19 protein-coding genes and 1 tRNA gene are annotated in these 23,153 nt (G+C 61.2%); 14 read left to right on the forward strand and 6 right to left on the reverse strand.

What is annotated here, in order from left to right:
• Window positions 1–13 precede the first annotated feature (13 nt).
• The gene (locus AC1DE4_RS02380; RefSeq protein WP_018855296.1) at window positions 14–955 is read right to left on the reverse strand and encodes a helix-turn-helix domain-containing protein; all 942 of its coding nucleotides are present in this window, start codon (window positions 953–955) and stop codon (window positions 14–16) included.
• Between the two features lie 547 nt (window positions 956–1,502).
• Here AC1DE4_RS02380 and AC1DE4_RS02385 point away from each other — a divergent pair.
• Together AC1DE4_RS02385 and AC1DE4_RS02390 are read left to right on the forward strand one after the other, a co-directional pair.
• Window positions 1,503–2,741, forward strand: a complete 1,239-nt coding sequence (locus AC1DE4_RS02385) for an efflux RND transporter periplasmic adaptor subunit (protein WP_477879692.1) — start codon at window positions 1,503–1,505, stop codon at window positions 2,739–2,741.
• Window positions 2,738–5,950 (forward strand): efflux RND transporter permease subunit, encoded by a 3,213-nt coding sequence (locus AC1DE4_RS02390; protein ID WP_477879694.1) that lies wholly within the window; start codon window positions 2,738–2,740, stop codon window positions 5,948–5,950. The genes AC1DE4_RS02385 and AC1DE4_RS02390 overlap by 4 nt, the downstream gene beginning before the upstream one ends.
• A 246-nt stretch (window positions 5,951–6,196) precedes the next feature.
• On the opposite strand, the gene AC1DE4_RS02395 is transcribed toward AC1DE4_RS02390, so the two are convergent.
• Window positions 6,197–6,286 (reverse strand) — tRNA-Ser (locus AC1DE4_RS02395).
• A 229-nt stretch (window positions 6,287–6,515) separates the two neighbouring features.
• Here AC1DE4_RS02395 and AC1DE4_RS02400 point away from each other — a divergent pair.
• The 12 genes from AC1DE4_RS02400 to AC1DE4_RS02455 all read left to right on the forward strand — a co-directional run bounded on the left by AC1DE4_RS02400 (window position 6,516) and on the right by AC1DE4_RS02455 (window position 19,521).
• Window positions 6,516–6,833, forward strand: a complete 318-nt coding sequence (locus tag AC1DE4_RS02400) for a hypothetical protein (RefSeq protein WP_025659800.1) — start codon at window positions 6,516–6,518, stop codon at window positions 6,831–6,833.
• 262 nt (window positions 6,834–7,095) lie between these two features.
• On the forward strand, window positions 7,096–8,088 hold the full coding sequence (locus tag AC1DE4_RS02405) for a BMP family lipoprotein (RefSeq protein ID WP_018855300.1): 993 nt from the start codon (window positions 7,096–7,098) through the stop codon (window positions 8,086–8,088).
• A gap of 68 nt (window positions 8,089–8,156) precedes the next feature.
• A complete protein-coding gene (locus AC1DE4_RS02410; RefSeq protein ID WP_025659799.1) occupies window positions 8,157–9,668 on the forward strand; it encodes an ABC transporter ATP-binding protein in 1,512 nt (503 codons plus the stop codon).
• Between the two features lie 7 nt (window positions 9,669–9,675).
• Window positions 9,676–10,779 (forward strand): ABC transporter permease, encoded by a 1,104-nt coding sequence (locus tag AC1DE4_RS02415; RefSeq protein WP_025659798.1) that lies wholly within the window; start codon window positions 9,676–9,678, stop codon window positions 10,777–10,779.
• Between the two features lie 12 nt (window positions 10,780–10,791).
• Window positions 10,792–11,763, forward strand: a complete 972-nt coding sequence (locus AC1DE4_RS02420; protein WP_025659797.1) for an ABC transporter permease — start codon at window positions 10,792–10,794, stop codon at window positions 11,761–11,763.
• 4 nt (window positions 11,764–11,767) lie between these two features.
• Complete coding sequence (locus AC1DE4_RS02425; protein ID WP_477879697.1) at window positions 11,768–12,157, forward strand: cytidine deaminase; 390 nt, start codon at window positions 11,768–11,770, stop codon at window positions 12,155–12,157.
• A complete protein-coding gene (locus AC1DE4_RS02430; protein ID WP_018855305.1) occupies window positions 12,154–12,954 on the forward strand; it encodes a purine-nucleoside phosphorylase in 801 nt (266 codons plus the stop codon). Before AC1DE4_RS02425 ends, AC1DE4_RS02430 begins: the two co-directional genes overlap by 4 nt.
• Window positions 12,954–13,730: a deoxyribose-phosphate aldolase gene (gene deoC / locus AC1DE4_RS02435; RefSeq protein ID WP_025659795.1), complete on the forward strand. Its 777-nt coding sequence runs from the start codon at window positions 12,954–12,956 to the stop codon at window positions 13,728–13,730. The genes AC1DE4_RS02430 and deoC overlap by 1 nt, the downstream gene beginning before the upstream one ends.
• 1 nt (window position 13,731) lies before the next feature.
• Window positions 13,732–15,057, forward strand: a complete 1,326-nt coding sequence (gene deoA / locus AC1DE4_RS02440) for a thymidine phosphorylase (protein ID WP_477879700.1) — start codon at window positions 13,732–13,734, stop codon at window positions 15,055–15,057.
• Window positions 15,058–15,321: 264 nt separating this feature from the next.
• The gene (locus tag AC1DE4_RS02445; protein ID WP_018855308.1) at window positions 15,322–16,404 is read left to right on the forward strand and encodes a substrate-binding domain-containing protein; all 1,083 of its coding nucleotides are present in this window, start codon (window positions 15,322–15,324) and stop codon (window positions 16,402–16,404) included.
• A gap of 77 nt (window positions 16,405–16,481) precedes the next feature.
• Entirely contained in the window at window positions 16,482–18,734 is a 2,253-nt protein-coding gene (locus AC1DE4_RS02450; protein ID WP_477879702.1) for an ABC transporter permease, read from the forward strand.
• Window positions 18,727–19,521 (forward strand): ATP-binding cassette domain-containing protein, encoded by a 795-nt coding sequence (locus AC1DE4_RS02455; RefSeq protein ID WP_025659792.1) that lies wholly within the window; start codon window positions 18,727–18,729, stop codon window positions 19,519–19,521. The genes AC1DE4_RS02450 and AC1DE4_RS02455 overlap by 8 nt, the downstream gene beginning before the upstream one ends.
• A 3-nt stretch (window positions 19,522–19,524) precedes the next feature.
• On the opposite strand, the gene AC1DE4_RS02460 is transcribed toward AC1DE4_RS02455, so the two are convergent.
• The 4 genes from AC1DE4_RS02460 to AC1DE4_RS02475 all read right to left on the reverse strand — a co-directional run bounded on the left by AC1DE4_RS02460 (window position 19,525) and on the right by AC1DE4_RS02475 (window position 23,127).
• Window positions 19,525–20,043: a TIGR02281 family clan AA aspartic protease gene (locus AC1DE4_RS02460; RefSeq protein ID WP_037215785.1), complete on the reverse strand. Its 519-nt coding sequence runs from the start codon at window positions 20,041–20,043 to the stop codon at window positions 19,525–19,527.
• A gap of 160 nt (window positions 20,044–20,203) precedes the next feature.
• Window positions 20,204–20,833, reverse strand: a complete 630-nt coding sequence (gene upp / locus AC1DE4_RS02465; RefSeq protein ID WP_018855312.1) for a uracil phosphoribosyltransferase — start codon at window positions 20,831–20,833, stop codon at window positions 20,204–20,206.
• A 108-nt stretch (window positions 20,834–20,941) separates the two neighbouring features.
• Window positions 20,942–21,910, reverse strand: coding sequence for an adenosine deaminase (locus AC1DE4_RS02470; RefSeq protein WP_477879705.1), 969 nt, complete (start codon window positions 21,908–21,910; stop codon window positions 20,942–20,944).
• Window positions 21,907–23,127, reverse strand: a complete 1,221-nt coding sequence (locus AC1DE4_RS02475; RefSeq protein ID WP_025659790.1) for a phosphopentomutase — start codon at window positions 23,125–23,127, stop codon at window positions 21,907–21,909. The genes AC1DE4_RS02470 and AC1DE4_RS02475 overlap by 4 nt, the downstream gene beginning before the upstream one ends.
• Between the last annotated feature and the right edge of the window lie 26 nt (window positions 23,128–23,153).

Raw genomic sequence — 23,153 nt, forward strand, 5'->3', positions numbered from 1 at the left:
TTGGACAAATCCGTCAATGGCAGCGCTCGACAGGGCTGCGGACAACTGCGCCCGGCGTGATGCCGTATTTTTTGCGGAACTCGCGGTAGAAGTAGGAAAGGTCGTTAAAGCCAGCATCGAAGGCGATGCCCGCGATTCCCTGTCCGCCCTGGCCTTGCTGCGGCGCGCCAAGGCGCGCACGCGCAAGCTCCAGCCGGCGACCGAGCAGCCGGTGGCCGGGCGTCTCGCCGAGCGTCTGGAAATGCCGCTGCAGCATGCGTTCGGAGACATTGAGGCGGCGGGCAAGTTCGCTCGGGCCGAAACCAGGATCGGCGCAGTGGCGATCGATCAGGGCGAGCGCCCGCGACAGCAGCGTTTCGGCCGGCCGCGCTTTCTCCTGGGTCCTGATACCCTGGAGATACGCGCCCATCAGGCAGAAGAAGGCTTCGCCGAGCTGCGTCGTCGCGCCCGGCTCGGCGAGCATTTTCGTCAGCACCGCGCGCATGGCGACCCACAGCGGGTCGTCGCGGCTGATCGCGACGCCACCGGTGCATTCCTTGCCAAAGCGGTGCAGCATTTCGTGGCGCGGCATGTGCAGCGACACCTGGCTGGAGCGTACGCCGTCATAGACAAAGGAGGACGGCAGTACGGAATCGACAAGGAACATATCGCCGGGCAAAAGTGTGGCCGTCTTTTCGCTCTGCTCGACGCGGCAGTGGCCCTCGTCCTGGATCAGAAGGAAGAGATGCTCGCCCGGGTCCTGCCGGATCGAGCGGGTGCTGCGGCTGACATGGCGCGCGTCGAGCCCGACCACGGCCGTCTCGAAGTAGCCGATGCGGCGGCTCGCAACATCACCGGCCATGGTACCGTCGCGGCCCATCGGCTCGAGATCGAAGGCACCGCAAACCTTGCGCAGCTCCGCCTGCAGAATTTCCACCGGAACCGGTTTATGGACTGGTGTTATCAGTGACTGCATCATGCCCTCCCTGGCCTTTGCAGATGGCTTGCATGGGATCGTATCACGTTACCCGTCGCGGGCGCTGGATATGCCTCCACCCCCCTGCCGGCCATCTCCGCCAGAGGCCACGCCCAAGCGGCCGGCAATGCCGCTTCCAGCGGCGCCCGGTGACGGTAGAACATAGTCTCGATGCGGATTTCCTCCCGCGTACGGTCCATAATTGACTGACCGGTCGGTTGATGCAAGTATTTTCTACTGGAGCCGGCTTTCGAATGTGATTGATGCTCACCCTTGGGTACGGCCGCGACTCTCCCACTTTCACCCCCTTCGATCGTGTCGGGACTGGATGGCCTCTTTTGGGTGGACACGGTGGCCAGGCGAGACGGCAGTGCAACCGGCTGGCAGCACTCCTGGACACGCCTAAGCAGCCGCCGTGTTTAAGCTATTGCAACTTCAGCGATCTACAGGAATATTAGTGTTTACTTCGCCGGGGGAGATACGGGTCGTTCATAGGCGAGGCGCACGTGCATTACAGCTGAAGCGTTGAAGCGGTTGAGGCGGCAAAATGCGTGGTAAATTGTATCGAAGCCTACAATTATCGATCACGCTTGCTGCAACGGCAGCGCTATCCGCGTGTGACGGCAGCAAGAACGAATACGTTCCGCCACCGCCGCCGGTGGTCCATGTGGCCCAGCCGCTGGTGCAGCCGGTAACCACCTATTTCGAGCTGACCGGCAATACCGCTGCCTTCAACAGCGTCGACATCGAGGCACGCGTCCAAGGGTTCCTCGACACGATTGACTACCGTGATGGCGCGTCGGTCAAACAGGGTGATCAGCTCTTCTCGATCCAGAGCAATACCTATACGGCGCAGCGCGATCAGGCGCAGGCATCGCTGACTTCCGCGAAAGCCTCCCAGGTCGGGCGTCAGCAGGAGTACCAACGACAGCTCGCGCTCATAAAGCAGCAGGCCACCACCCAGACCAATGTGGACACCGCGACGGCCGCCTATGATGAAGCGAACGCGAACATCCTCAACGCCCAGGCGAGCCTGCAACTGGCGGAGATCAATCTCGGCTATACTCGTGTTCTGGCGCCTTTCGACGGCGTGGTGAGCGCTCATCTCGTGGATGTCGGCGCGCTTGTCGGCGTTGCCGGACCGACCAAGCTTGCCACGATCGTCCAGCTAGATCCGATTTATGTCTATTTCAACGTCAGCGAACCGCAGGTCCTGGCGATCAAGCAGGATTTGGCACGGCAGGGCAAGACATTCCGCGAAGTCGACCTTCCGAATGTTCCTGTCGAGATCGGCCTGCAGGGCGAAGACGGCTATCCGCATAAGGGTCGCCTTGATTATGCGGCGCCACAGGTCGATGCCTCGACGGGTACGATGCAGGTCCGCGGCTTGCTCGACAACAAGGACCGCGCCCTGCTGCCTGGCTTTTTCGCCCGCGTGCGGGTCCCGGTCGGCCATCGCGACGGCGGCATATTCGTCCGCGACGAATCGATCGGTTCCAACCAGCAGGGCAGCTACGTGCTGGTTCTCGGCAAGGATGACGTCATCGAGCAACGCCAAGTCAAGACTGGCCAGCGGCAGGGAAGATTACGGGTGATCGAGGAGGGTCTCGATCCCGGTGACTGGGTGGTCGCCGAAGGTATTCAGCGGGCAATTCCAGGCGCGAAAGTCGCGCCGGAGAAGGTCAAACTGGATCCCGGCGAGGACGCAACCTCTGCTCCCCATGCAACAGTCGTGCCCCGGACCGATACGCCTGCACCCTCTGCTGCGGAAGCAGCCAAGCCATGATCTCGCGCTTTTTCATCGAGCGGCCGGTACTGGCCAACGTTCTCGCTCTGGTCATGGTGCTGATCGGCGCCGTGGCGTTGATCCAGCTGCCCGTCGCGCAATATCCGAACGTCGTTCCGCCGACCGTATCGGTGACGACGCGCTATCCCGGCGCCAGCGCCAAGACCCTTGTCGATACCGTCGCGTTGCCGATCGAGCAGCAGGTGAACGGCGTTCAAGACATGATCTACATGCAATCGACGAGCGCCAGCGACGGCACCTACTCGTTGAACGTCACCTTTGCCATCGGCACCGATCCAGACCAGGCGCAGGTGCTCGTCCAAAACCGCGTGGCAATCGCCATGTCGTCGCTGCCGCAGGCCGTGCAGCTGCAGGGTGTAACCACGCAGAAGAAATCGACGTCCATCCTCGGCTTCGTCACTCTGACCTCGCCGGACAACCGCTTCGACAGTCTCTTCCTCTCCAACTATGCGGTCATCAACCTGCAAAGCGAGCTCTCGCGTCTACCAGGCGTCGGCAGCGTCACGGTTTTCGGCGCGGGCCAGTACGCGATGCGCATCTGGATGGATCCCAACCTTCTGCAGGCACGGGGCCTTGTGCCGAACGACGTGATCTCCGTCGTGCAGCAACAGAGCCAGGAGGTGGCGGCCGGCCAGATCGGCATACCGCCGGTGCCGACCGGCCAGGATTTCCAATACACGCTGAACGTCAATGGCCGCCTCAGCGAGGCGCCCGACTTCGAAAACATCATCGTGAAGGTCGATGCCGAGAACGGTGGCCGCATTACGCGCATCCGGGATATTGGTCGGGTCGAGCTGGGTGCCCAGACCTACAGCCAGACCTTCATGCAGAACGGTCATCCCGCGACCGGCATCGGCATATTCCAGCTGCCGGAAGCCAATGCTCTTACCGTCGCCCAGGAGGTGGGCGTCAAGATGGCCGAGCTCTCCAAGAGCTTTCCGCCGGGATTGCAATACCAGATGCCCTTCGACACCACAAAGTTCGTCACTGCCTCGATCGACGAAGTCTACAAGACGCTTATCGAGGCGGGTGTTCTGGTGCTGATCGTCATTCTCGTTTTCCTGCAGGACTGGCGGGCGACGCTTGTGCCGGCAACCACGGTGCCGGTGACGATCATCGGCGCCTTCGCGGCCATGGCCGCCCTCGGCTTCACCGTCAATCTGTCGACCCTCTTTGCCATCGTCCTTGCCATCGGCATCGTCGTCGACGACGCCATCGTTATCGTCGAAGGCGTCGCTCGCCACGTCGAGAGGGGCCTGCCGGGTCGCGAAGCCGCCGAGAAAGCGATGGATGAGTTGTTAGGGCCGGTGATCGGCATCACGCTGGTGCTGATGTCGGTCTTCATTCCCGCAGCGTTCCTGCCGGGTCTAACCGGGCAGCTCTATCGGCAATTCGCCCTTGTAATTGCCGCCACCGCCCTCATCAGCGCCATCAACGCCATGACGCTGAAGCCGACGCAGTGTGCCCTTTGGCTGCGGCCACCCGTCCCGCCGGAACAGCGCAACTTCTTCTACCGGGCCTTCAACCGCGCCTACGATCCGATCGAGCGCCGTTACGCCGGCCTGATCGGCCGGATGGTGCACCGCAGCGGCCTGATGGTCGTGATAGCGCTTGTGCTAATCGCGGTGGCTGGCTGGGGTCTGGCCCGTCTGCCGACCGCCTTCCTGCCGGTCGAGGATCAGGGCTATGTGCTCATCGGTGCTCAGTTGCCCGACGGAGCCTCCAAGGAGCGAACCGATCAAGTCATGCAACAGGTCGGCACGATCGCCGCGGCGACACCGGGGGTCGAAAACGTACTGACCATCAGCGGCATTTCGGTGCTCGATAACAATGCCAGCCTGCCGAACGCAGGCGTTGTCTATGTCGTACTGAAGGATTGGGGCGCGCGCGAGAAGGAGAAGGGGCAGGACCTACTGTCGATCTACGAGCATCTGAACGGCGCGCTGAAGGAGGTGCTCAACGCCAATACACTTGTGCTCGTGCCGCCCCCAATCCAGGGCATCGGCAATGCCAGCGGCTTCACCATGCAGGTGGAGATCCGCAATGGCGATTTCGACTACCCCCTCCTCGAATCTCTGGCCAACAGCATCGTCAGCAACGGCAACAGCCAGTCCGCTCTACAACGGCTGAGCACCAGCTTCCGCGCAGGCGTGCCGCAATTGGCGGTCACCGTTGATCGGATCAAGGCCGAGACCCTTGGCATTGAAGTCGGCCAGGTCTTCTCCGCGCTTTCCGGCTATGTAGGCTCCAGCTATGTGACGCAGTTCAGCAAATTCGGTCGTACCTTCCAGGTCTATGTGCAGGCCTCACCCGACGCGCGCGTCAGCCCTGAGGACATCCGCAGGCTGATGGTCAAGGCGGGCAACGGCACCATGGTGCCGCTAGGTACCGTGGTCGACGTCACTCCCATGCAGGGCCCGTCCCTGATCAGTCTCTACAACCTCTATCCCAGCGCCACGATCGTTGGCGGGGCGGCGACGGGCTTTAGCTCCGGCCAGGCGCTCGACGTGATGGAGCAGATCGCCAGCAATACACTGCCACCGACCGCTGGCTTCGACTGGACGGCAATGTCCTACCAGGAAAAGGCCGTCGGTTCGCAGATCTACTTCGTCTTCGCACTCGCCATACTGCTCGTCTATTTCGTGCTCGCCGGCCAATATGAAAGCTGGATCCTGCCCCTCGCTGTGCTGCTGGCGGTGCCTCTGGCGCTACTTGGTACGGTCGGCGCACTCATGGCGATCGGCGTTGCCAATAACCTCTATACCCAGATCGGCGTTATCCTGCTGATTGCGCTCGCCTCCAAGAACGCGATCCTGATCGTTGAGTATGCCCGCGAGCAACGCATGCAGGGGATGGAAATCCTGGAAGCAGCCGTGGAGGCGGCGCGCCTGCGCTTCCGCCCGATCTTGATGACATCCTTCGCCTTCATCCTCGGGGTGCTTCCGCTGGTCCTTGCTACAGGCGCGGGCGCCAACGCGCGCCGGTCGATCGGCATCTCCGTGTTCAGCGGCATGCTTGCCTCGACCTGCCTTGCAGTCCTCTTCGTGCCTTCCTTCTATGTCGTTCTTCAGCGCTTCGAGGAATACCTCAAGCGTCGCAAAGCTCCAGCGCCGGCGTCAGCCTCAACCGCCTCCTCGGAAACCGAGGCAAGGGTTGCCTCGGCGGGCTCCGACGGCGCTAGAAAATAGCTGATTCCGATGGCAGCCCATGAACGCTGGTCGCTGGGTGGCCCTCTGCCCTGCTGGAATTCTACGTTAACGGGGGGCGACGCGTTTGCTCCAACGGAGCGAGGCGCTCTGTCCGCATTAGCGAAGCGGCAGCTCTGTCGACGCAGGTAGCGACAAACTCAGCCGTGACCGGCCGCGGGCTGAACGGCGGACCTGACGGACGCCAAAGAGACTATTCTAGTAAAACAAGTATCTTCAGAAGATATTTGGCGGACAGAGAGGGATTCGAACCCTCGGTACGCTTTCACGTACACACGCGTTCCAGGCGTGCGCCTTCAACCACTCGGCCACCTGTCCTTTGGCGGTCTGCATCGGCGAAGATGCAAATCGTCGGAACGGCCGCGATATATACCGATGAATTTCTGTCGATCAACCCAAATCTAACAGTTTTTTGACTTCTTCCGGTAAAAGTGCGCTCACGCCCTCCATTGCAGCTCCACCCCTCCATCACTATCTTTTGTAGAGGTTGACGAATGGCGCGGCTGGCCGGGAAAATGCCTGCCATGTTTGATCGCCGGAGAGTTCGATGCGTTTCCTTTTGCGTTTGACGAGTCTTGTCGCGCTGGCCGTTGCCGTCATCGCCGGAACGGTCGATGCCATCCAGTCCGTTGCCGCCTCTTCCGTGGTCATTACCCCCGTGGGCGACGCATGGCAGGACCTCAGCCCCTCCTCGCTGGAAAGCCTGCAATCGAGCATCGCCTATTATATCCACCCGCGCTTTTACACGCTTGCCTTCCAATGGCTGATGCTTCAGCCAGCATTCGCCGTGTTCCTGGTGTTATCGCTGCTGTTGTGGATGGCAGGCTACAAAAGATCGCCTGCGGCTGGCCGATTTGCAGCATAACAAATAGCGTCGACCAGTTCCGGGGTTGGCTAGAAAAATCGCAACCCAACGATGATTTTGTGCAAAAAACAGCCCGCCTGAGCTGATTTTTGGCAATTGCGGCAAATTTTTACCAGTCGAAAAATTTCTCGTGAATTTTTTTTTGAGCCATGCAAGGATGCGCCCAGCCAGGCCTCCGGGGGGAGGTCGGTGGTTCCGCAGACATGCCTGAAACAGGCTTGCGGGAGGACCCAAACAAATAGAAACAATAGGGCTGCAACTCATGAAAAAATCCCTTCTGACTCTCCTGGCCGTGGCTGCCATGTCCACAACGGCGCTGGCCGCGGACGTCAAGCCGGCGCTCGTTTACGGCACCGGCGGGAAGTTCGATAAGTCTTTTAACGAAGCAGCCTTTAATGGCGCTGAGAAGTTCAAGAAAGAAACCGGTATCGCCTATCGCGACTTCGAGCCGACCGGTGACACGCAGGGCGAGCAGGCAATCCGCAACTTCGCAAGCCGTGGCTTCAACCCGGTTATTGCCGTCTCCTTCGCCTGGACCTCGGCCATCGAGAAGGTCGCAGCTGAATTCCCCGACACGAAGTTCGTCATCGTTGACGCCGTCGTCGACAAGCCAAACGTTCGTTCGGTCGTTTACAAGGAAGAAGAAGGCTCCTTCCTCGTTGGCACTCTCGCAGGCCTCGCATCGAAGTCCGGCAAGGTCGGCTTCGTCGGCGGCATGGACATCCCGCTGATCCGCAAGTTCGAATGCGGCTACGAGCAGGGCGCACGTTCCGTCAAATCCGATATCGAGGTGTTCCAGAACATGACCGGCACGACGGGCGCTGCCTGGAACGACCCGGTCCGTGGTGGCGAACTCACCAAGAACCAGATCGATCAGGGCGCTGATGTCATCTACGCGGCAGCAGGTGCGACGGGCCTCGGCGTGTTGCAGACGGCCGCTGACAACAAGAAGCTCTCGATCGGCGTCGACAGCAACCAGAACCACCTGCATCCGGGCTCCGTCCTGACCTCGATGGTCAAGCGCGTCGACCTTGCCGTCTACAACGGCTTCAGCGACGTCAAGGGCGACAAGTTCACGGCCGGCGTCCTGGCGCTCGGCGTCAAGGAAGACGGCGTTGCCGCCGCCATGGACGACAACAACAAGGCGCTGATCACGCCTGACATGCAGGCCGCGCTCGACAAGGCCAAGGAAGGCATCATTGCGGGAACCATCAAGGTTCACGACTACACGACGGACAATGCTTGCCCGAAGTGATCCGTGACTGAGACGGGCGTATGGCGGAGTCGCTCCGTCATACGCCCTTTTCGTATTTGGAGCCTGCTGTGACAGACACGCCCGCTATCGAACTTGTGGGCATCGACAAGAAATTCGGTGCCGTTCACGCCAACAAGGACATCAATCTTACCGTCGCCAAGGGTACGATTCACGGCATCATCGGGGAAAACGGTGCCGGCAAATCGACCTTGATGTCGATCATCTATGGTTTCTACCATGCCGATAGCGGCGAGATCCGCGTCAACGGCAATCCCGTCACCATCAAGGACAGCCAGGCTGCAATCGCAGCCGGGATCGGGATGGTGCACCAGCACTTCATGCTGGTCGATAATTTTACCGTGCTTGAGAACGTCATGCTTGGTGCCGAAGGCGGCGCGCTGCTCGCCAGGGGCGTTTCTTCCGCGCGCGCCGAGCTGCGCCGCCTGGAGAAGGACTACGGCCTCGAAGTGAACCCGGATGCGCTGATCGAAGAGCTTCCGGTCGGGCTACAGCAACGCGTCGAGATCCTCAAGGCCATGTACCGCGGCGCCGAAATCCTGATCCTCGACGAGCCGACGGGCGTGCTGACACCTGCTGAAGCGGACCATCTTTTCAAGATCCTTCGCGTCCTTCGCGACCAGGGCAAGACCGTCATTCTGATCACCCACAAGCTGCGCGAGATTATGGCGATCACCGACACGGTGTCGGTCATGCGCCGCGGCGAGATGGTGGCGACCCGCAAGACCTCCGAAACCACGGTCGAGGAGCTTGCCGAACTGATGGTCGGTCGCCGAGTCCTGCTGCGCGTGCAGAAGGGTGAAGCCAATCCGGGTAAGGTGATCCTGTCGGTTCGCAATCTCACGGTCAAGGACAACCGCGGCGTCATCATGGTCGACAACGTATCCTTCGACGTCCGTGCCGGCGAGATCGTCGGCATTGCCGGCGTCGCCGGCAATGGGCAGTCCGAATTGCTGGAGGCGATAGCAGGCATCCGCAAGCCGCATTCCGGCGAGATCTTCCTCGACGGTCAGCCGATCGACAAAGCCGATCCGGCGCGGTTGCGCGAGCTCGGCCTAGCCCACATCCCCGAGGACCGGCATCACATGGGGCTGGTGCTGAAGTTCGAGGAGTACGAGAATTCCGTTCTCGGCTACCACCGCAATCCCGGCTACAGCAAGGGCCCGCTGCTCGATCTCGACGCGATCCGCAGGGACGCCATGGAGAAGATCGAAAAATACGACATCCGCCCGCCGAACCCGCGGCTGAAGACCGCGAACTTCTCCGGTGGCAACCAGCAGAAGATCGTCGTCGCCCGCGAAATCGAGCGCGATCCGACGGCGCTGATCATCGGCCAGCCGACGCGCGGCGTCGATATCGGCGCCATCGAATTCATCCACCGCCGGATCATCGAGATGCGCGATGCGGGCAAGGCGATCCTGCTCGTCTCCGTCGAGCTCGACGAAATCCGCGCCCTTTCAGACCGTATCCTTGTCATGTTTGCCGGCCATGTCGTCGGCGAGAAGACGCCCGATGCCGGTGAACAGACCCTCGGCCTGATGATGGCCGGCATTGCCGCGTGAGGCCTTGATGAGCACTGCTTCAGTTCCACTTCCAAATTGGATCAACTACGGCCTCATTCCGCTGTTGAATCTGCTTGTCGCCTTCCTGATCTCCGGCTTCGTCGTCTGGCTGATCGGCGAAAGCCCGCTTGCGGCCCTGTCGCTGCTGATCGAGGGCGCACTCGGCAGCGGCGAAGGCATTGGTTTTACGCTCTATTATGCGACGAGCTTCATCTTCACCGGCCTCTCCGTTGCGGTCGCCATTCATGCTGGTCTGTTCAACATCGGTTCGGAAGGGCAGGCGTATCTTGGCGGTCTCGGCTGCGCGCTGGTTGCGCTGGCGCTCGACCACTATGTCCCCTGGTATGTCACCATGCCGGTGGCCGTGGTGGGTGCCGGCCTGTTTGGCGCCGCCTGGGCCTTCATCCCCGCCTTCCTGCAGGCAAAGCGCGGCAGCCACATCGTCATCACCACCATCATGTTCAACTATATCGGCGCGGCGCTGATGGTGTATCTGCTGGTGCACGTTCTGATCGTCCCCGGCAAGATGGCGCCGGAAACCCGCACCTTTCTGGAAGGCGGCCAGTTGCCGAAACTCGGCTGGCTGATGAACCTGTTCGGTGCCAAGCTCGGCGCAGCACCGTTCAACGTCTCGTTCCTCATTGCCCTCGTTGCCTCCTATTTCGTCTGGCTGCTGATCTGGCGCACCAAGCTCGGCTTCGAGATGCGCACCCTTGGCGTCAGCCACAGCGCGGCGGCCTATGCCGGCATCCCGTACGCCCGCATCGTCCTGACCGCGATGCTGTTGTCAGGGGCGCTCGCCGGCATGATGGCGTTGAACCCGGTCATGGGATCCTCGGCCCGCCTGCAGGTCGAGTTCGTGGGCGGCGCCGGTTTCGTAGGCATCGCCGTGTCGCTGATGGGGAGAAATCATCCGGTCGGGATCATCTTCTCGGCGATCCTCTTTGGCATCCTCTATCAGGGTGGCGATTGGATCTCCTTCGAGATGCCCAACATCACGCGCGAAATGATCCTGGTCATTCAGGGTCTTGTTATCCTCTTCGCCGGTGCGCTCGAATACATGTTCCGCCCCGCGATGGTTCGCGTCTATCAACAGTTCAAGGCCGCGTGAGGGGAACGGACGATGGATTATTATGACATCTTCATCAGCGTTCTGAGCTCCACGATCCGTCTGTCGATCCCGCTGATCTTCACGGCGCTGGCTGGTCTGTTCTCCGAACGCGCCGGCATCTTCGATATCGGCCTCGAGGGTAAAATGCTCGGCTCTGCCTTTGCGGCAGCCTGCGTCGCCTACCTGACGGACTCGGCATGGCTCGGCCTCGGTGCTGGCATCATTTGCTCCGTGGCGCTCAGCCTCGTCCACGGCTTCGCCTCGATCACCAATCGCGGCAACCAGATCATCTCGGGCGTTGCGATCAACTTCTTCGTCGCCGGTATCACAATCGTCCTTGGGGGCGCCTGGTTCGGCCAGGGCGGCCGTACGCCACAGCTAACTCAGGAAGCCCGCTTTGCGCCGATCGTGCTGCCGGGCGCCGATGCCGTCCGTGAAGTTCCGATCATTGGCCCGCTCTACGCGAACGTGATCTCAGGCAACAATATCCTGACCTACCTCGCTTTTCTTGCGGTTCCGCTTTCTTGGTGGATCCTCTATCGCACCCGCTTCGGCCTGCGGCTGCGCGCCGTCGGCGAAAATCCGGGCGCGGTCGATACGGCCGGCATTTCGGTGGGCTGGCTGCGCTATCGCGCGGTCATGTGCGCCGGCATCCTCTGCGGCTTCTCGGGGACCTATCTGTCGATCGCGCAGTCGGCTGCCTTCATCAAGGATATGTCGGCCGGTAAGGGCTACATTGCACTTGCGGCACTGGTCTTTGCGAAGTGGAGACCGGTGCCCGTCATGTTCGCCTGCCTGCTCTTCGGCTTCCTCGATGCGCTGGCAAACTTCATGCAGGGCAAGCAGGTTCCGCTGATCGGCGAAGTGCCGGTACAGATCTTCCAGGCATTGCCCTATATCCTGACCTGCATCCTGCTCGCCGGCTTCATCGGCGTGGCAATCCCGCCGAAAGCGGGTGGTGTGCCCTATACGAAGGAACGCTGAGAACATGTCCCACGATCTTTTCGAGGCCGCTCGCGGTGCCATGGCTTTCGCTCATGCCCCCTACTCGAAGTTCCCCGTCGGCGCCGCGATCCGCGCCGAGGACGGCAAGATCTACACCGGCGCCAATATCGAGAACCTGTCTTTCCCGCAAGGATGGTGTGCGGAGCCAACCGCCATCAGCGCCATGATCATGGCCGGCGCCAAGAAGATCGTTGAAATGGCCGTGATCGCCGAAAAGCTGCCGCTCTGCCCGCCCTGCGGCGGCTGCCGGCAGAAGATCTCGGAGTTCGCCTCCAAGGACACGAAGATCTACCTCTGCGATGAGGTCGGCGTGAGGAAGACGATGACCATGGAAGAGTTGCTGCCGTTCAGCTTCGAGACCGAACTCGGATGAGTGCCGCTCTCGACGTGCTTGCCGGAAGGCTCGGCGGCCTTTCGCCGCGCTACGGCATCGTGCTTGGTTCCGGTCTCGGCTCGCTGGTCGGCGAGATGACTGATGCGCATCGCATCCCTTATCACGACTTGCCGGGCTTTCCTGTTAGCGCGGTTTCGGGCCACGCCGGAGAAGTCGTCGCGGGTTTGCTTGGCGGTGTGCCCGTCATCATGCTGTCCGGTCGCGTCCATTTCTACGAGAAGGGCGATGCCAGCGCGATGCGGCTGCCGATCGAGGTGCTCAAAGGTCTAGGCGTCGAGACGCTAGTCCTGACCAATTCCGCAGGGTCGCTCCGAGACGACATGCCTCCTGGCTCGGTGATGCAGATTAGCGATCACATCAACTATTCCGGCATGAATCCGCTGATCGGCGAGGAAAGCGATCGTCGTTTTGTCGGCATGACGAGTGCTTATGATGCAGCTCTCGCCGACAGGATGCGCAATGCTGCGGAGAAGCTCGGTATCGCCTTGTCGCAAGGCGTCTACATGTGGTTCTCGGGCCCAAGCTTCGAAACACCCGCCGAAATCCGCATGGCCCGTATCCTCGGCGCCGATGCCGTCGGCATGTCGACCGTGCCGGAAGTGATTATCGCGCGAATGCTTGGCTTAAGGGTTGCGGCGGCGTCTGTAATCACCAACTATGGAGCCGGCATGACCGGCGGCGAACTGAGCCATGAGGAGACCAAGGATATGGCTCCGATCGGCGGTGCGCGCCTCGCCGCCATACTGAAGGAAATGATTGCAGGAGAACGCGAATAATGACCAACCATTCCAGCAAGGAAACGGCCGCCGTCGCCCTCTCCCTCCTCGATCTTACCAACCTCAAGGATGACTGCACCGAGGCGCAGATCGACGCGCTGTGTGCGTGCGCCCAAACCCCCTATGGCAACACGGCGGCGATCTGCATCTGGCCGCGCTTCGTTGCCCGCGCTCGCGCAGTTCTCGGCACGGGTCATCCGGTGCGGATTGCAACTGTGGTCAATTTCCCGTCGGGCGATATGGAAGTGGCCGACGTTGCCGCCGAAACACGCGAGGCGATCGCCGACGGCGCCGACGAAATCGACCTCGTCATCCCCTATCGCAAATTCATGACCGGGAGCGGCAAGGCTGTCACCGACATGGTTGCGGCGGTCCGAGCCGAGTGCAAGGACCCGATCCTGCTGAAGGTCATTCTCGAGACCGGCGAGATAAAGGATGCGGCGCTGATCCGTCGTGCCTCCGAACTCGCCATCGAGGCGGGTGCCGACTTCATCAAGACCTCCACCGGCAAGGTCGCCGTCAATGCGACCCTGGAAGCTGCCGACATCATGCTGCGGGTCATTCGCCAGAGCGGCCGCAAGGTCGGCTTCAAGCCGGCGGGTGGCATCGGTTCGGTGGCAGACGCAGCGCTTTACCTGAGCCTTGCAGAAACGATCATGGCGCCGGACTGGCCAATGCCATCCACGTTCCGCTTCGGCGCATCCGGATTGCTCGACGACATTCTTGCCGTGCTCAGCGGCACGCAATCCGCGCCCGCCGCTGCATCGAGCTATTGAGATGATCCCCCAGGAGATCATCCGCCAGAAGCGAAATGGCGGAACGCTTTCCGAAGAGGATATCCAATCGTTCATTGCCGCACTTGTGGCCGGTCAGCTCTCCGAGGGGCAGATCGGCGCCTTCGCCATGGCGGTCTGGTTCAAGGGTATGTCGCGCGACGAGGTCGTGGCGCTGACGCTGGCAATGGCCCGCTCGGGCGATACACTGAGCTGGGCAGACATAGACAGACCTATTGCCGACAAGCACTCGACAGGCGGCGTCGGGGACAATGTTTCCCTGATGCTCGCACCGATCGCGGCAGCGTGCGGCCTCGCCGTTCCGATGATATCAGGGCGTGGTCTCGGCCATACCGGCGGGACGCTGGATAAGCTCGAAGCCATTCCTGGCTATACCATCACCCCTGACGCAACAGTTTTCCGCAAGGTCGTGAAGGATGTCGGCTGCGCCATCATCGGCCAAACCGGCTCCCTCGCTCCAGCCGACGGCAAGCTTTACGCTGTCCGGGATGTGACGGCGACCGTTGACTCGATTCCCCTCATCACCGCCTCGATCCTTTCGAAGAAGCTTGCGGCCGGACTGCAGACGCTGGTGCTCGACGTCAAGGTCGGCACGGGCGCGTTCATGGCCGAGCCTGACGATGCCGAGATGCTGGCCCGCGCCCTTGTCGATGTCGCCGACAGTGCAGGCGTCAGGACATCGGCCCTGATTACCGACATGAACCAGCCGCTGGCGGATGCTGCCGGAAGCGCCGTCGAGATCCGAAACTGTCTGGATTTTCTAGCGGGCAAAAAGAAGAACACCCGCTTGGAGGCTGCCGTGCTGGCTTTCGCAGCCGAGATGCTGGAGAAGTCAGGTGTGGTGTCGTCACTTCAGGACGGTGAGGCAAAAGCCGTGGACGCGCTTTCTACGGGCAAGGCCGCCGAAAGCTTTGCCCGCATGGTCAGCCGCCTCGGCGGCCCCTCGGATCTGTTGGAGGCGCCGGACAAGTACCTCGTCGAGGCGCCGCTGACGAAACCTGTCCCCGCACCTCGGTCCGGTTGGCTTTCCGGCTGCGACGTACGGGAGATCGGCATGACCGTCGTCGACCTCGGTGGCGGACGGCGTCATCCCGCCGACAGGATCGATCATCGCGTCGGGATATCCGACATTCTGCCGCTTGGCACGCGTGTAGAGAAAGGCGACCCCATCGCGCTTGTGCATGCCTCAAGCGCGGATTCAGCAGATGCGGCGGTTGCCGCCCTCGCCAAACATTACCGGATCGACGAACACCAGCCTGCCACCCCCGCCGTCATTTACGAGCGCATCGTGGCTCTTTCAGCAAGCTAAGGATCGCGTTCCGAAAAGGAGGCAGGCTTCGCCAGGGAAGCGCATCCATCCCCTGAGAGCCAGTAACCACGACCTCAACGGCTATTTGTCATCAAAAACAACCAGGGGATGTTTGGAAGGCAAACAATTTCGCCCTTACGATGAGTTCGCCGTTTACTTGCATCGGAATTGCGCAGAATATTAGCGTATGGGAGGAAGCCTTCGGCCCTCACTCTCTGTAAATTGCGCTCGAACGGCTTTCCTTGACTCAAGGGAGGACTAATCATGAGGCGGACTTTGCTGTACGCGGTGTCAGCCGCGCTACTATCGCTCGGCGTCTCGCATGCATTTGCGCAGTCGGGCAGCGTCGAGAAAGCAGTTGGCGGCTATAATTTTGCCGAAGCTGCCAAGGAAGATCCCAACACGAAGAACTTCCATTCGGCGGACGGTCATTTGACCTTCGCGATCGTGACTCATACGGCAGGCAATGGCTTTTTTGATCCCGTCTATGTCGGCGCAACCGTCGCCGGCAACATGATCGGCGCCAAGATCCTGCTGCTCGGCTCGGAATCGCCAGTTGACGATCCGGCGCGCGCAATCGAGATCCTCAACCAGATCGTCCAGGATCCGACGATCGACGGCATCATTATGACGACGCCGCAGGTCGGCGCCTACAACGACATCGTCAAAGCTGCCGAGGCGGCGGGCATACCGATCGCCACAACCAACTCATTCGATGCAACCATCCTGCATCGCAGTGCCATCAGCCATACTGGTCAGGACGCATCGGCCGCGGCAATCGGCGGCGAGGCTCTTGCCAATTGTGTGATTGCGAGCGGCGCAACCAGCGGCTCGATTCTGTTGCCGTCGTCAACTGCGATGGGCAACATCGAGGTCAACAACCGGGTCACCTCCGCTTTCAACGCCATCGTCAAAACATTGAAGGAGGCCGGCAAGCTTGACGCTTTCAAGGTTGACGCTGGACCGGAGAACGTCGGCATCGACACGAACCCCAACGATCCGGTCAACGCGCTTGTTTCGCTCTTCGAATCCCGTGGTGACGTGGTCGGTGCCTTCACCGCCAACAACGTCTTCACGCCACCGCTCGTCAAGGCCGTCGCACAGATGGGCAAGACCGGCAAGCTCTGCGCATTCGGGTTCGACCTCGGCCCGGCACAGCAGGAGGGAATCGCCGCCGGAAACCTGACCGGTTCGCTGGGACAGCAACCCTTCCTGCAGGGCTTCTGGCCTGTCATGCAGCTTTACCTGCAGATCGATCGCGGCATTTCCGCCGCCAACCTGGACACGCGTGCCCAGTTGGTGACGAAGGAGAACGTCGCAAAGGTTGGCAAGCGCTTCGAAAACTAACGCTCCGAAACGCCTGAAATCGACGCGGGAGGTGCAAGCCTCCTGCATCGCGACGGCGAGATTGATCGGCAGACACCATGGCGCCCACGACGACATCGCTAGGCCGTGCGCCGCCCCAGCTCGTCGGCGGATGGGAGGCTGGGCTGCTGATCTTCCTCGCCTTGCTCTACCTCGGCGGGGCGATCGTCAATCCGGCCTTCTTTGGATCAACGGAGGCCCTGTTGGCGCTACTTCGCGACACGTCCCGTGTCGGGATAATCGCGGTCGGAATGACCTTTGTCATCGCCAACAAGGACCTGGATCTTTCGGTCGGCTCGACCTACGGCCTGATCGCTGTCGTTTTTGCGAGGCTCTTTGCGTCTGATGTTCTCGACTTCGGCGTCATCGAGTCGGTGATCTTCTGTGTGCTGCTCGGCACGGTGATTGGCCTCGGCAACGGCGTCCTCGTGACGATGCTGAAAGTGCCCGCGTTCATTGCAACGCTGACGATGCTCTTTATCGGTCGAGGCTTCGTTCTTGCGCTCACGCATGGCCAAGCGATCTACTACTCCGGCAAGGCGGCAGACTATCCGCTCTTCTTTCATCTCGGAGAGATCAACGCTCTCGGCTTCAATAACCAGATCGCGATCTTCCTCCTCGTAGCTGTCATCGGCGCCTATGTGCTTGCCAAGACCCGCTGGGGCTATGAGACCTTCGCGACCGGCGGCAACGAGCAGGCCGCAGCCTATGCCGGCATCAACACCCAGTGGGTGCGAATTCGCGCCTACCTGATCTCGTCGCTCTGCGCGACCCTTTCCGGTCTTCTGGCAGCGGCGCAGGACAAGGGCGTCACCCCTCTTTACGGCGTCGGCTGGGAGCTTACCGTGATCGCATCTGTCGTCATCGGCGGTGCGTCGATCCTTGGCGGGCGCGGGCGCGTGCTCGGGTCCTGCCTTGGCGCGACAGTCGTTGTGCTGATCGACAAGGTGCTGCGCGAAGGTTGGCCGATCACGCGGACCGTCATCATCGATGGAGAGAGCGTTGCCGTCGGCGCCAGGTTCACCTTGCCAGCCGGTGCCGTCATGGTCTTCCTGGGGCTGCTTCTGGTCGTGGCCGTGCTGATCGAGCCCTTCCTCATTCGACGCCAGATCGCGGCCCGGCTCTGGGCCTGGCTCCGCGGTCGGCCACCGCCGCCGGCCTACGAAACCGGCGGCGTCGCTCTGGAAGGCGTGCAGACCAAAGGGGCGATGGCGGCCGACATGGCGCTCTCGGCCACGGGGCTCGGCAAGTTCCTTGCGCGGCGCGACGCACTCGCCATCATCCTGACGGTGCTGCTCTGGCTGACCGGCCTGGCGCTAAGGCCGGACTACTGGTGGAACCTGCCCAACACCTTCGCGATCCTGCTCAACTACACAGAGCTGGCGCTCGTTACCGTCGGGCTCACCTATGTCATTGCGGCCGGTGATATCGATCTCTCCGTTGGCTCGGTGCTTGCGCTCGCCGGCAGCACGGCCGCCTATTTCCTCAAGGTGCTGGGCGCCGATCCATTCACTGCCGTGGCGATGGGTCTGCTTGCGGGGACGGCTGCCGGCCTTGTCAATGCCGTCATCACCGTCGGCTTCAAGCTGCCCGCCTTCATTGCCACGCTCGGCATGTTCTACATTGCCCGGGGTCTTGCCGCTTGGTTTGTCGCCGGCCAGCAGCTGACCGGCTGGCCGGAAGGCTACAACCTGCTTGGCCGCAAGGTGAACGACGTTGTCCTGCATTTCGGTGTTTCGCTGCCCCCGGGGATGATCCGTACGGTAGCCGAGGTCGTCAGCATCCAGACGATCTTCATGTTTTTCGTCGCCCTGATCGCCGGCATTGTGCTTGCCTACACACCATTTGGGCTGAAGGTCTGTGCAGCAGGCGGCAATGTCCGCGCTGCCGCCTATGCCGGCATCAATACCAACCGTGTTCGCTTCATTGCACTTGTACTGTCCGCGTTCTGCGCAACCATGGCCGGGATCATCAACGTCGCTTATTTCCGCAGCTTCAACCCGGTTGCCGGCCAGTTCCGCGAGCTTGACGCCATCGCCTCCGTGATCATCGGCGGCGGATCAATCTTCGGCGGCTACGGCACGATGATCGGCTCGCTTGCAGGCGCGGCTGTAATAACGCTTGTCCGCGCGCTCCTGCAACTCAATGTCCAAGGCTTCAGCATGCCCCAGCACTGGATCAATGTCTTCATCGGGGTCATCCTCATTGTGGCAGTGCTGATCGACATATGGGTGCGGCAGGCCAATATCTTTGCGCGCCTGCGCGGCCGTTTCACGACAGCAGCACGAACGGGAGAAGCCATCCATGGCTGACGTGACGCCTTCGCGGCCGATTGTGGAAATGCGGGGCATCGAAAAGGCCTTCGGAGCCGTGCAAGCGCTCCGCAAAGTCGATCTCGTGCTCTATCCCGGGGAGATTCTTGGCCTGGTCGGGGACAACTCTGCCGGCAAGTCGACGCTGATGAAGATCCTCACAGGCGCCTATCAGCGCGACTCCGGCGAAATCCTGGTGGCGGGGCAGCCGGTCTCTTTCAAAAGCCCGCACGAGAGCCGCGACGCAGGGATCGAGATGATCTATCAGGACTTCGCGCTCTGCGGGAACATGGATGTCGGCCAGAACATTTTTCTCGGCCGCTGGCCCCTCAGAGGCCTCTTCGTCGATCGGAGGAAGATGTATGCCGAGGCGGACAACGTGTTGAAGCGCCTCAAGGTCGACGTGAATTCCGTCTATCAGAAGGTCGAGAGCCTGTCGGGCGGCCGCCAGCAGTCCGTGGCGATCGCCCGCGCGATCTCCTTCGAGCCGCGCGTCGTCATTCTCGACGAGCCGACCGCCAATCTTTCGGTCATGGCGACCGAGCGGCTGCTCGAAACCATGCTGGAACTGAAGAAACAAGGCGTTGCCCAGATCATCATCTCACACCGCCTCGTCGACATTTTCGCCGTCGGCGATCGCGTCATGGTCCTCAAGCGCGGTGAATATGTCGGTGACCGCTACGTCAAGAACACCGACGAGCACGAGGTCCTGGAGATAATTGTCTCCGGCACCCGGGAGAGCGCGCTGACGGCCGACGAGGCAAGAAACCGGCCATCGACGCCCTGACGCCTATTGCTTCAAACTGAGCGATCCATCGGCAACGGAATAGGAAGCGAGCTTGCGCAGGAAGCTCATGCCGACGAGCGTGGAGGACAGGGCGCCATCCTTCAGCACAAAGGCCTCCACATCACGCACGCGGATGCCGCCAATCTCCACCCGATCCAATGTCACGTGCGCTGCCTTCGTCTTCCCGTTGGCTGTGTCGACCGAGTAGCGGAAATCAAGCTGGTTGCCCGTATAACCCAGGCGTCGAGCGAAGCTCTCATTCAGAGCGACGTAGGTCGCGCCGGTATCGATCAGGCCCTGCACCTGACGACCATTGATTCTGAAATCGCCGGAATAGTGGCCTTGAGCATCAGCCCGCAGTCGCATTGTGCCGCCACTTGCCGCGGCTCGCCCCTGTTCTGCATTGCCGGTTACGAAATTGGCCGAGGCGACCACTTCGCCGCTGCGTTTTCCCACGAGGGTCGGTATCTGTGTTGCAAGCACCGCAGCCACGCTTGCAAAAATGACGGTACGCACGAGCATCGGGACAGAAATCCTTCCTGTATAAACCCCGCGTCATGCGTGGCCATGCTTACACGTCCTACGCCCTAATCGCTGACAAGTTGCTAATGCCGGTAAAGCAAATGGTCCGGCACGCGTGTCCGGACCTTCGACTGCATCCGAATGGTAAACAGATGACGAATTACTTCGTGCCGTACATGCGATCGCCGGCATCGCCGAGACCAGGCATGATGTAGCCCTTCTCGTTCAGATGGCTATCGATCGAGGCGGTGAAGACGGGCACATCTGGATGCGCCTCGCGGAAATTCTTGATGCCCTCGGGCGCGGCGAGAAGGCAGAGGAAGCGAATGTTATGGGCGCCGCGCTCCTTGAGCTTGTCGATCGCCGCGATCGACGAGTTGCCGGTGGCGAGCATCGGGTCGACGACGATGATCAAGCGTTCGGAGATATCCTCGGGAGCCTTGAAGTAATACTCGACCGGCTGCAGCGTTTCATGGTCACGGTAGACGCCGATATGCGAAACGCGCGCCGACGGCACGAGGTCGAGCATGCCTTCGAGAAGGCCGTTGCCGGCACGGAGGATCGAAGCAAAGACGAGCTTCTTGCCTTCCAGGATCGGCGACTCCATCGTCTGCAGGGGCGTCTCGATGGTCTCCATGGTGAGTTCGAGATCACGGGTCACTTCGTAGCAGAGCAAGGTGGAGATTTCGCGCAGGAGCCGACGGAAACTCCCGGTCGATGTCTCCTTACGCCGCATGATCGTGAGTTTGTGCTGCACAAGCGGGTGATCGATGACCGTTACGCCGTCCATGGCCGAGCCTTCCTATCGTTGTTCTTATCGGATGTTTCTTCCATGGAAATTGCCTTCACCGCAAGAGCGGAGGCAATTTTGCAGCATCGATCCCCAGGGCTAGCCGGATTACATCCGGGCGAAGAGCGCCTGTCGCGTCGGCTCGTCGACGAAAGCAGCCTCAATTCCCGTGCGGGTCATCTCGTTGATCGCCGCATCGCTGAAACCGAAGGCGTCGGCGGCCAATTCGTACTCGCGCTTCAGCGAAGTATGGAAGAAGGGCGGGTCGTCCGAACTGATCGTCACGCGAACACCTGACGCCTTGAGCTTTCGCAACGGATGAGAAGCGAAATCCGGAAAGACGTTCAGCGCAATATTGGAGCCGGGGCATACCTCCAGCACCGTTCCGAGATCGGCGAGCCGCTTGACGAGATCAAGGTCCTCGATCGCCCGGACGCCATGGCCGATCCGGGAAGGCCTGACAACGTCGAGCGCATCGGCGACGCTGAACGCACCGCACACCTCGCCGGCGTGAATGGTAAGGCCGAGGCCTGCATCGCGCGCGATGTCGAAGGCGCGCGCATAATCGGCAACCCGACCCATCCGTTCCTCGCCTGCAAGATTGAAGCCAGTGATTAGCGGATTCTTCGCTTTGGCAGCATATTCGGCGGCACCGATGACACTCTCCGGGCCGAAATGACGCTCTCCGGTGACGATCAGGCGTGCCTCGATGTCGCTTTTCGCCTTTGCACGACGCATACCTTCGCACACGCCCTCGATGTAGGCATCCGCTCCAAGCCCGATCCGCTTGCCGTGATCGGGGGAGACGATCAGCTCGCTGTAGATCGTACCGACCGCGGCAAGCTCATCGAGATAGGTTTCCGTCAGCAGTGCGTAGTCTTCCTCGGTCTTGTAGACCTCCGAGACCTTGTCGTAACACTCCAGAAAGCTCGCGAAATCATGCCAGACATAGGTGCCGTCAGCGAGGTAGGGGCTGATGTCGATGTTATACTTGCGAGCCTGCGCCAAGGTGAGCGTCGGCGGCGCCGCTCCTTCCAGATGGCAGTGCAGCTCGACCTTCTTCAAATGCGACGTCATAGAAAGCTTCTCCCGTGCGCGCCCGCCGGAATGCGCAGATGGCGGGCAATCGTCTCGCCGATATCCGCATAGGTGGTACGAATGCCAATATCGCGAGAACGCAGTCCCGGCCCATAGGCAATGATCGGCACGCGCTCGCGCGTGTGATCGGTGCCGCGCCACGTCGGATCGCAGCCGTGGTCGGCGGTCAGGATGACGAGGTCGCCGGGCTTCAACTTGCCACCCACTTCGGGAAGCCTGCCATCAAAGGCCTCAAGCGCTGCGGCATAGCCGGCGACATCCCGGCGATGGCCGTAGACCATGTCGAAATCTACAAAATTGGTGAAAACCAGTTCGCCATCCTCGGCGGAATCCATCGCCGCAAGGCTTGCGTCCATCAAAGCCTCATTGCCATTGGCCTTGATCACCCGCGAGACGCCCTTATGCGCGAAGATGTCGCCGATCTTGCCGATGGCATGGACCTTGCGCCCTTCCTTGACCAGCCGGTCGAGAAGTGTCGGTTCCGGCGGCGGCACCGAAAAGTCGCGACGGTTTCCGGTGCGCTGAAACTTGGAAGCGGTTTCGCCGACGAATGGTCGTGCGATGACGCGGCCGATATTGTAATGATCGAGCAGAGCCCGGGCGATCGTGCAGAAGGTCATGAGCCGGTCGAGGCCGAAATGCGTCTCATGCGCGGCAACCTGGAAGACAGAGTCGGACGAGGTGTAGCAGATCGGCTTTCCGGTCCGGATATGCTCTTCGCCGTGGCGGGCAATGATGTCGGTACCAGAGGCGTGGCAGTTGCCGAGTATCCCGGGAATGTCGGCCGCCCTGCAGAGCGCCTCGACAAGCTGCGGCGGAAAGGCATCGCCTTCTGTCGGAAAGTAACCCCAGTCAAACGTTACCGGCGTTCCGGCGATTTCCCAATGACCGGACGGAGTGTCCTTGCCACGCGAGACCTCGCTGGCGGAACCGTACATCGCGTACACCTTCTCCGGCACCGGCATTCCGGCCGGAAACCTACCAGACGCCGCCTTGGCGAGATGGACCAGGCCAAGAGCCGACATATTCGGAAGCTGGAGGGGTCCTGAGCGCAATCCCTCGCGATCGCCCGCACCGGCAGCGCAGAATTCCGCGATATGCCCAAGGGTGTCAGCGCCTTCGTCGCCATAGGCTGCCGCATCCGGCGCGCCGCCGACACCAAAGGAGTCCAGAACGAAAAGAAAGGCTCGCGCCATGCACCACCTAGCGACAGGAAATTGAC

The organism is Rhizobium sp. 10N414, assembly GCF_056394785.1.

Excerpts from the sequence above, each read along its gene's own strand:
- AC1DE4_RS02380 (WP_018855296.1), bottom strand. The coding sequence starts at position 955 with ATGCAGTCACTGATAACACCAGTCCATAAACCGGTTCCGGTGGAAATT.
- AC1DE4_RS02385 (WP_477879692.1), top strand. The coding sequence starts at position 1,503 with ATGCGTGGTAAATTGTATCGAAGCCTACAATTATCGATCACGCTTGCT.
- AC1DE4_RS02390 (WP_477879694.1), top strand. The coding sequence starts at position 2,738 with ATGATCTCGCGCTTTTTCATCGAGCGGCCGGTACTGGCCAACGTTCTC.
- AC1DE4_RS02400 (WP_025659800.1), top strand. The coding sequence starts at position 6,516 with ATGCGTTTCCTTTTGCGTTTGACGAGTCTTGTCGCGCTGGCCGTTGCC.
- AC1DE4_RS02405 (WP_018855300.1), top strand. The coding sequence starts at position 7,096 with ATGAAAAAATCCCTTCTGACTCTCCTGGCCGTGGCTGCCATGTCCACA.
- AC1DE4_RS02415 (WP_025659798.1), top strand. The coding sequence starts at position 9,676 with ATGAGCACTGCTTCAGTTCCACTTCCAAATTGGATCAACTACGGCCTC.
- AC1DE4_RS02420 (WP_025659797.1), top strand. The coding sequence starts at position 10,792 with ATGGATTATTATGACATCTTCATCAGCGTTCTGAGCTCCACGATCCGT.
- AC1DE4_RS02425 (WP_477879697.1), top strand. The coding sequence starts at position 11,768 with ATGTCCCACGATCTTTTCGAGGCCGCTCGCGGTGCCATGGCTTTCGCT.
- AC1DE4_RS02430 (WP_018855305.1), top strand. The coding sequence starts at position 12,154 with ATGAGTGCCGCTCTCGACGTGCTTGCCGGAAGGCTCGGCGGCCTTTCG.
- deoC (WP_025659795.1), top strand. The coding sequence starts at position 12,954 with ATGACCAACCATTCCAGCAAGGAAACGGCCGCCGTCGCCCTCTCCCTC.
- deoA (WP_477879700.1), top strand. The coding sequence starts at position 13,732 with ATGATCCCCCAGGAGATCATCCGCCAGAAGCGAAATGGCGGAACGCTT.
- AC1DE4_RS02445 (WP_018855308.1), top strand. The coding sequence starts at position 15,322 with ATGAGGCGGACTTTGCTGTACGCGGTGTCAGCCGCGCTACTATCGCTC.
- AC1DE4_RS02450 (WP_477879702.1), top strand. The coding sequence starts at position 16,482 with ATGGCGCCCACGACGACATCGCTAGGCCGTGCGCCGCCCCAGCTCGTC.
- AC1DE4_RS02455 (WP_025659792.1), top strand. The coding sequence starts at position 18,727 with ATGGCTGACGTGACGCCTTCGCGGCCGATTGTGGAAATGCGGGGCATC.
- AC1DE4_RS02460 (WP_037215785.1), bottom strand. The coding sequence starts at position 20,043 with ATGCTCGTGCGTACCGTCATTTTTGCAAGCGTGGCTGCGGTGCTTGCA.
- upp (WP_018855312.1), bottom strand. The coding sequence starts at position 20,833 with ATGGACGGCGTAACGGTCATCGATCACCCGCTTGTGCAGCACAAACTC.
- AC1DE4_RS02470 (WP_477879705.1), bottom strand. The coding sequence starts at position 21,910 with ATGACGTCGCATTTGAAGAAGGTCGAGCTGCACTGCCATCTGGAAGGA.
- AC1DE4_RS02475 (WP_025659790.1), bottom strand. The coding sequence starts at position 23,127 with ATGGCGCGAGCCTTTCTTTTCGTTCTGGACTCCTTTGGTGTCGGCGGC.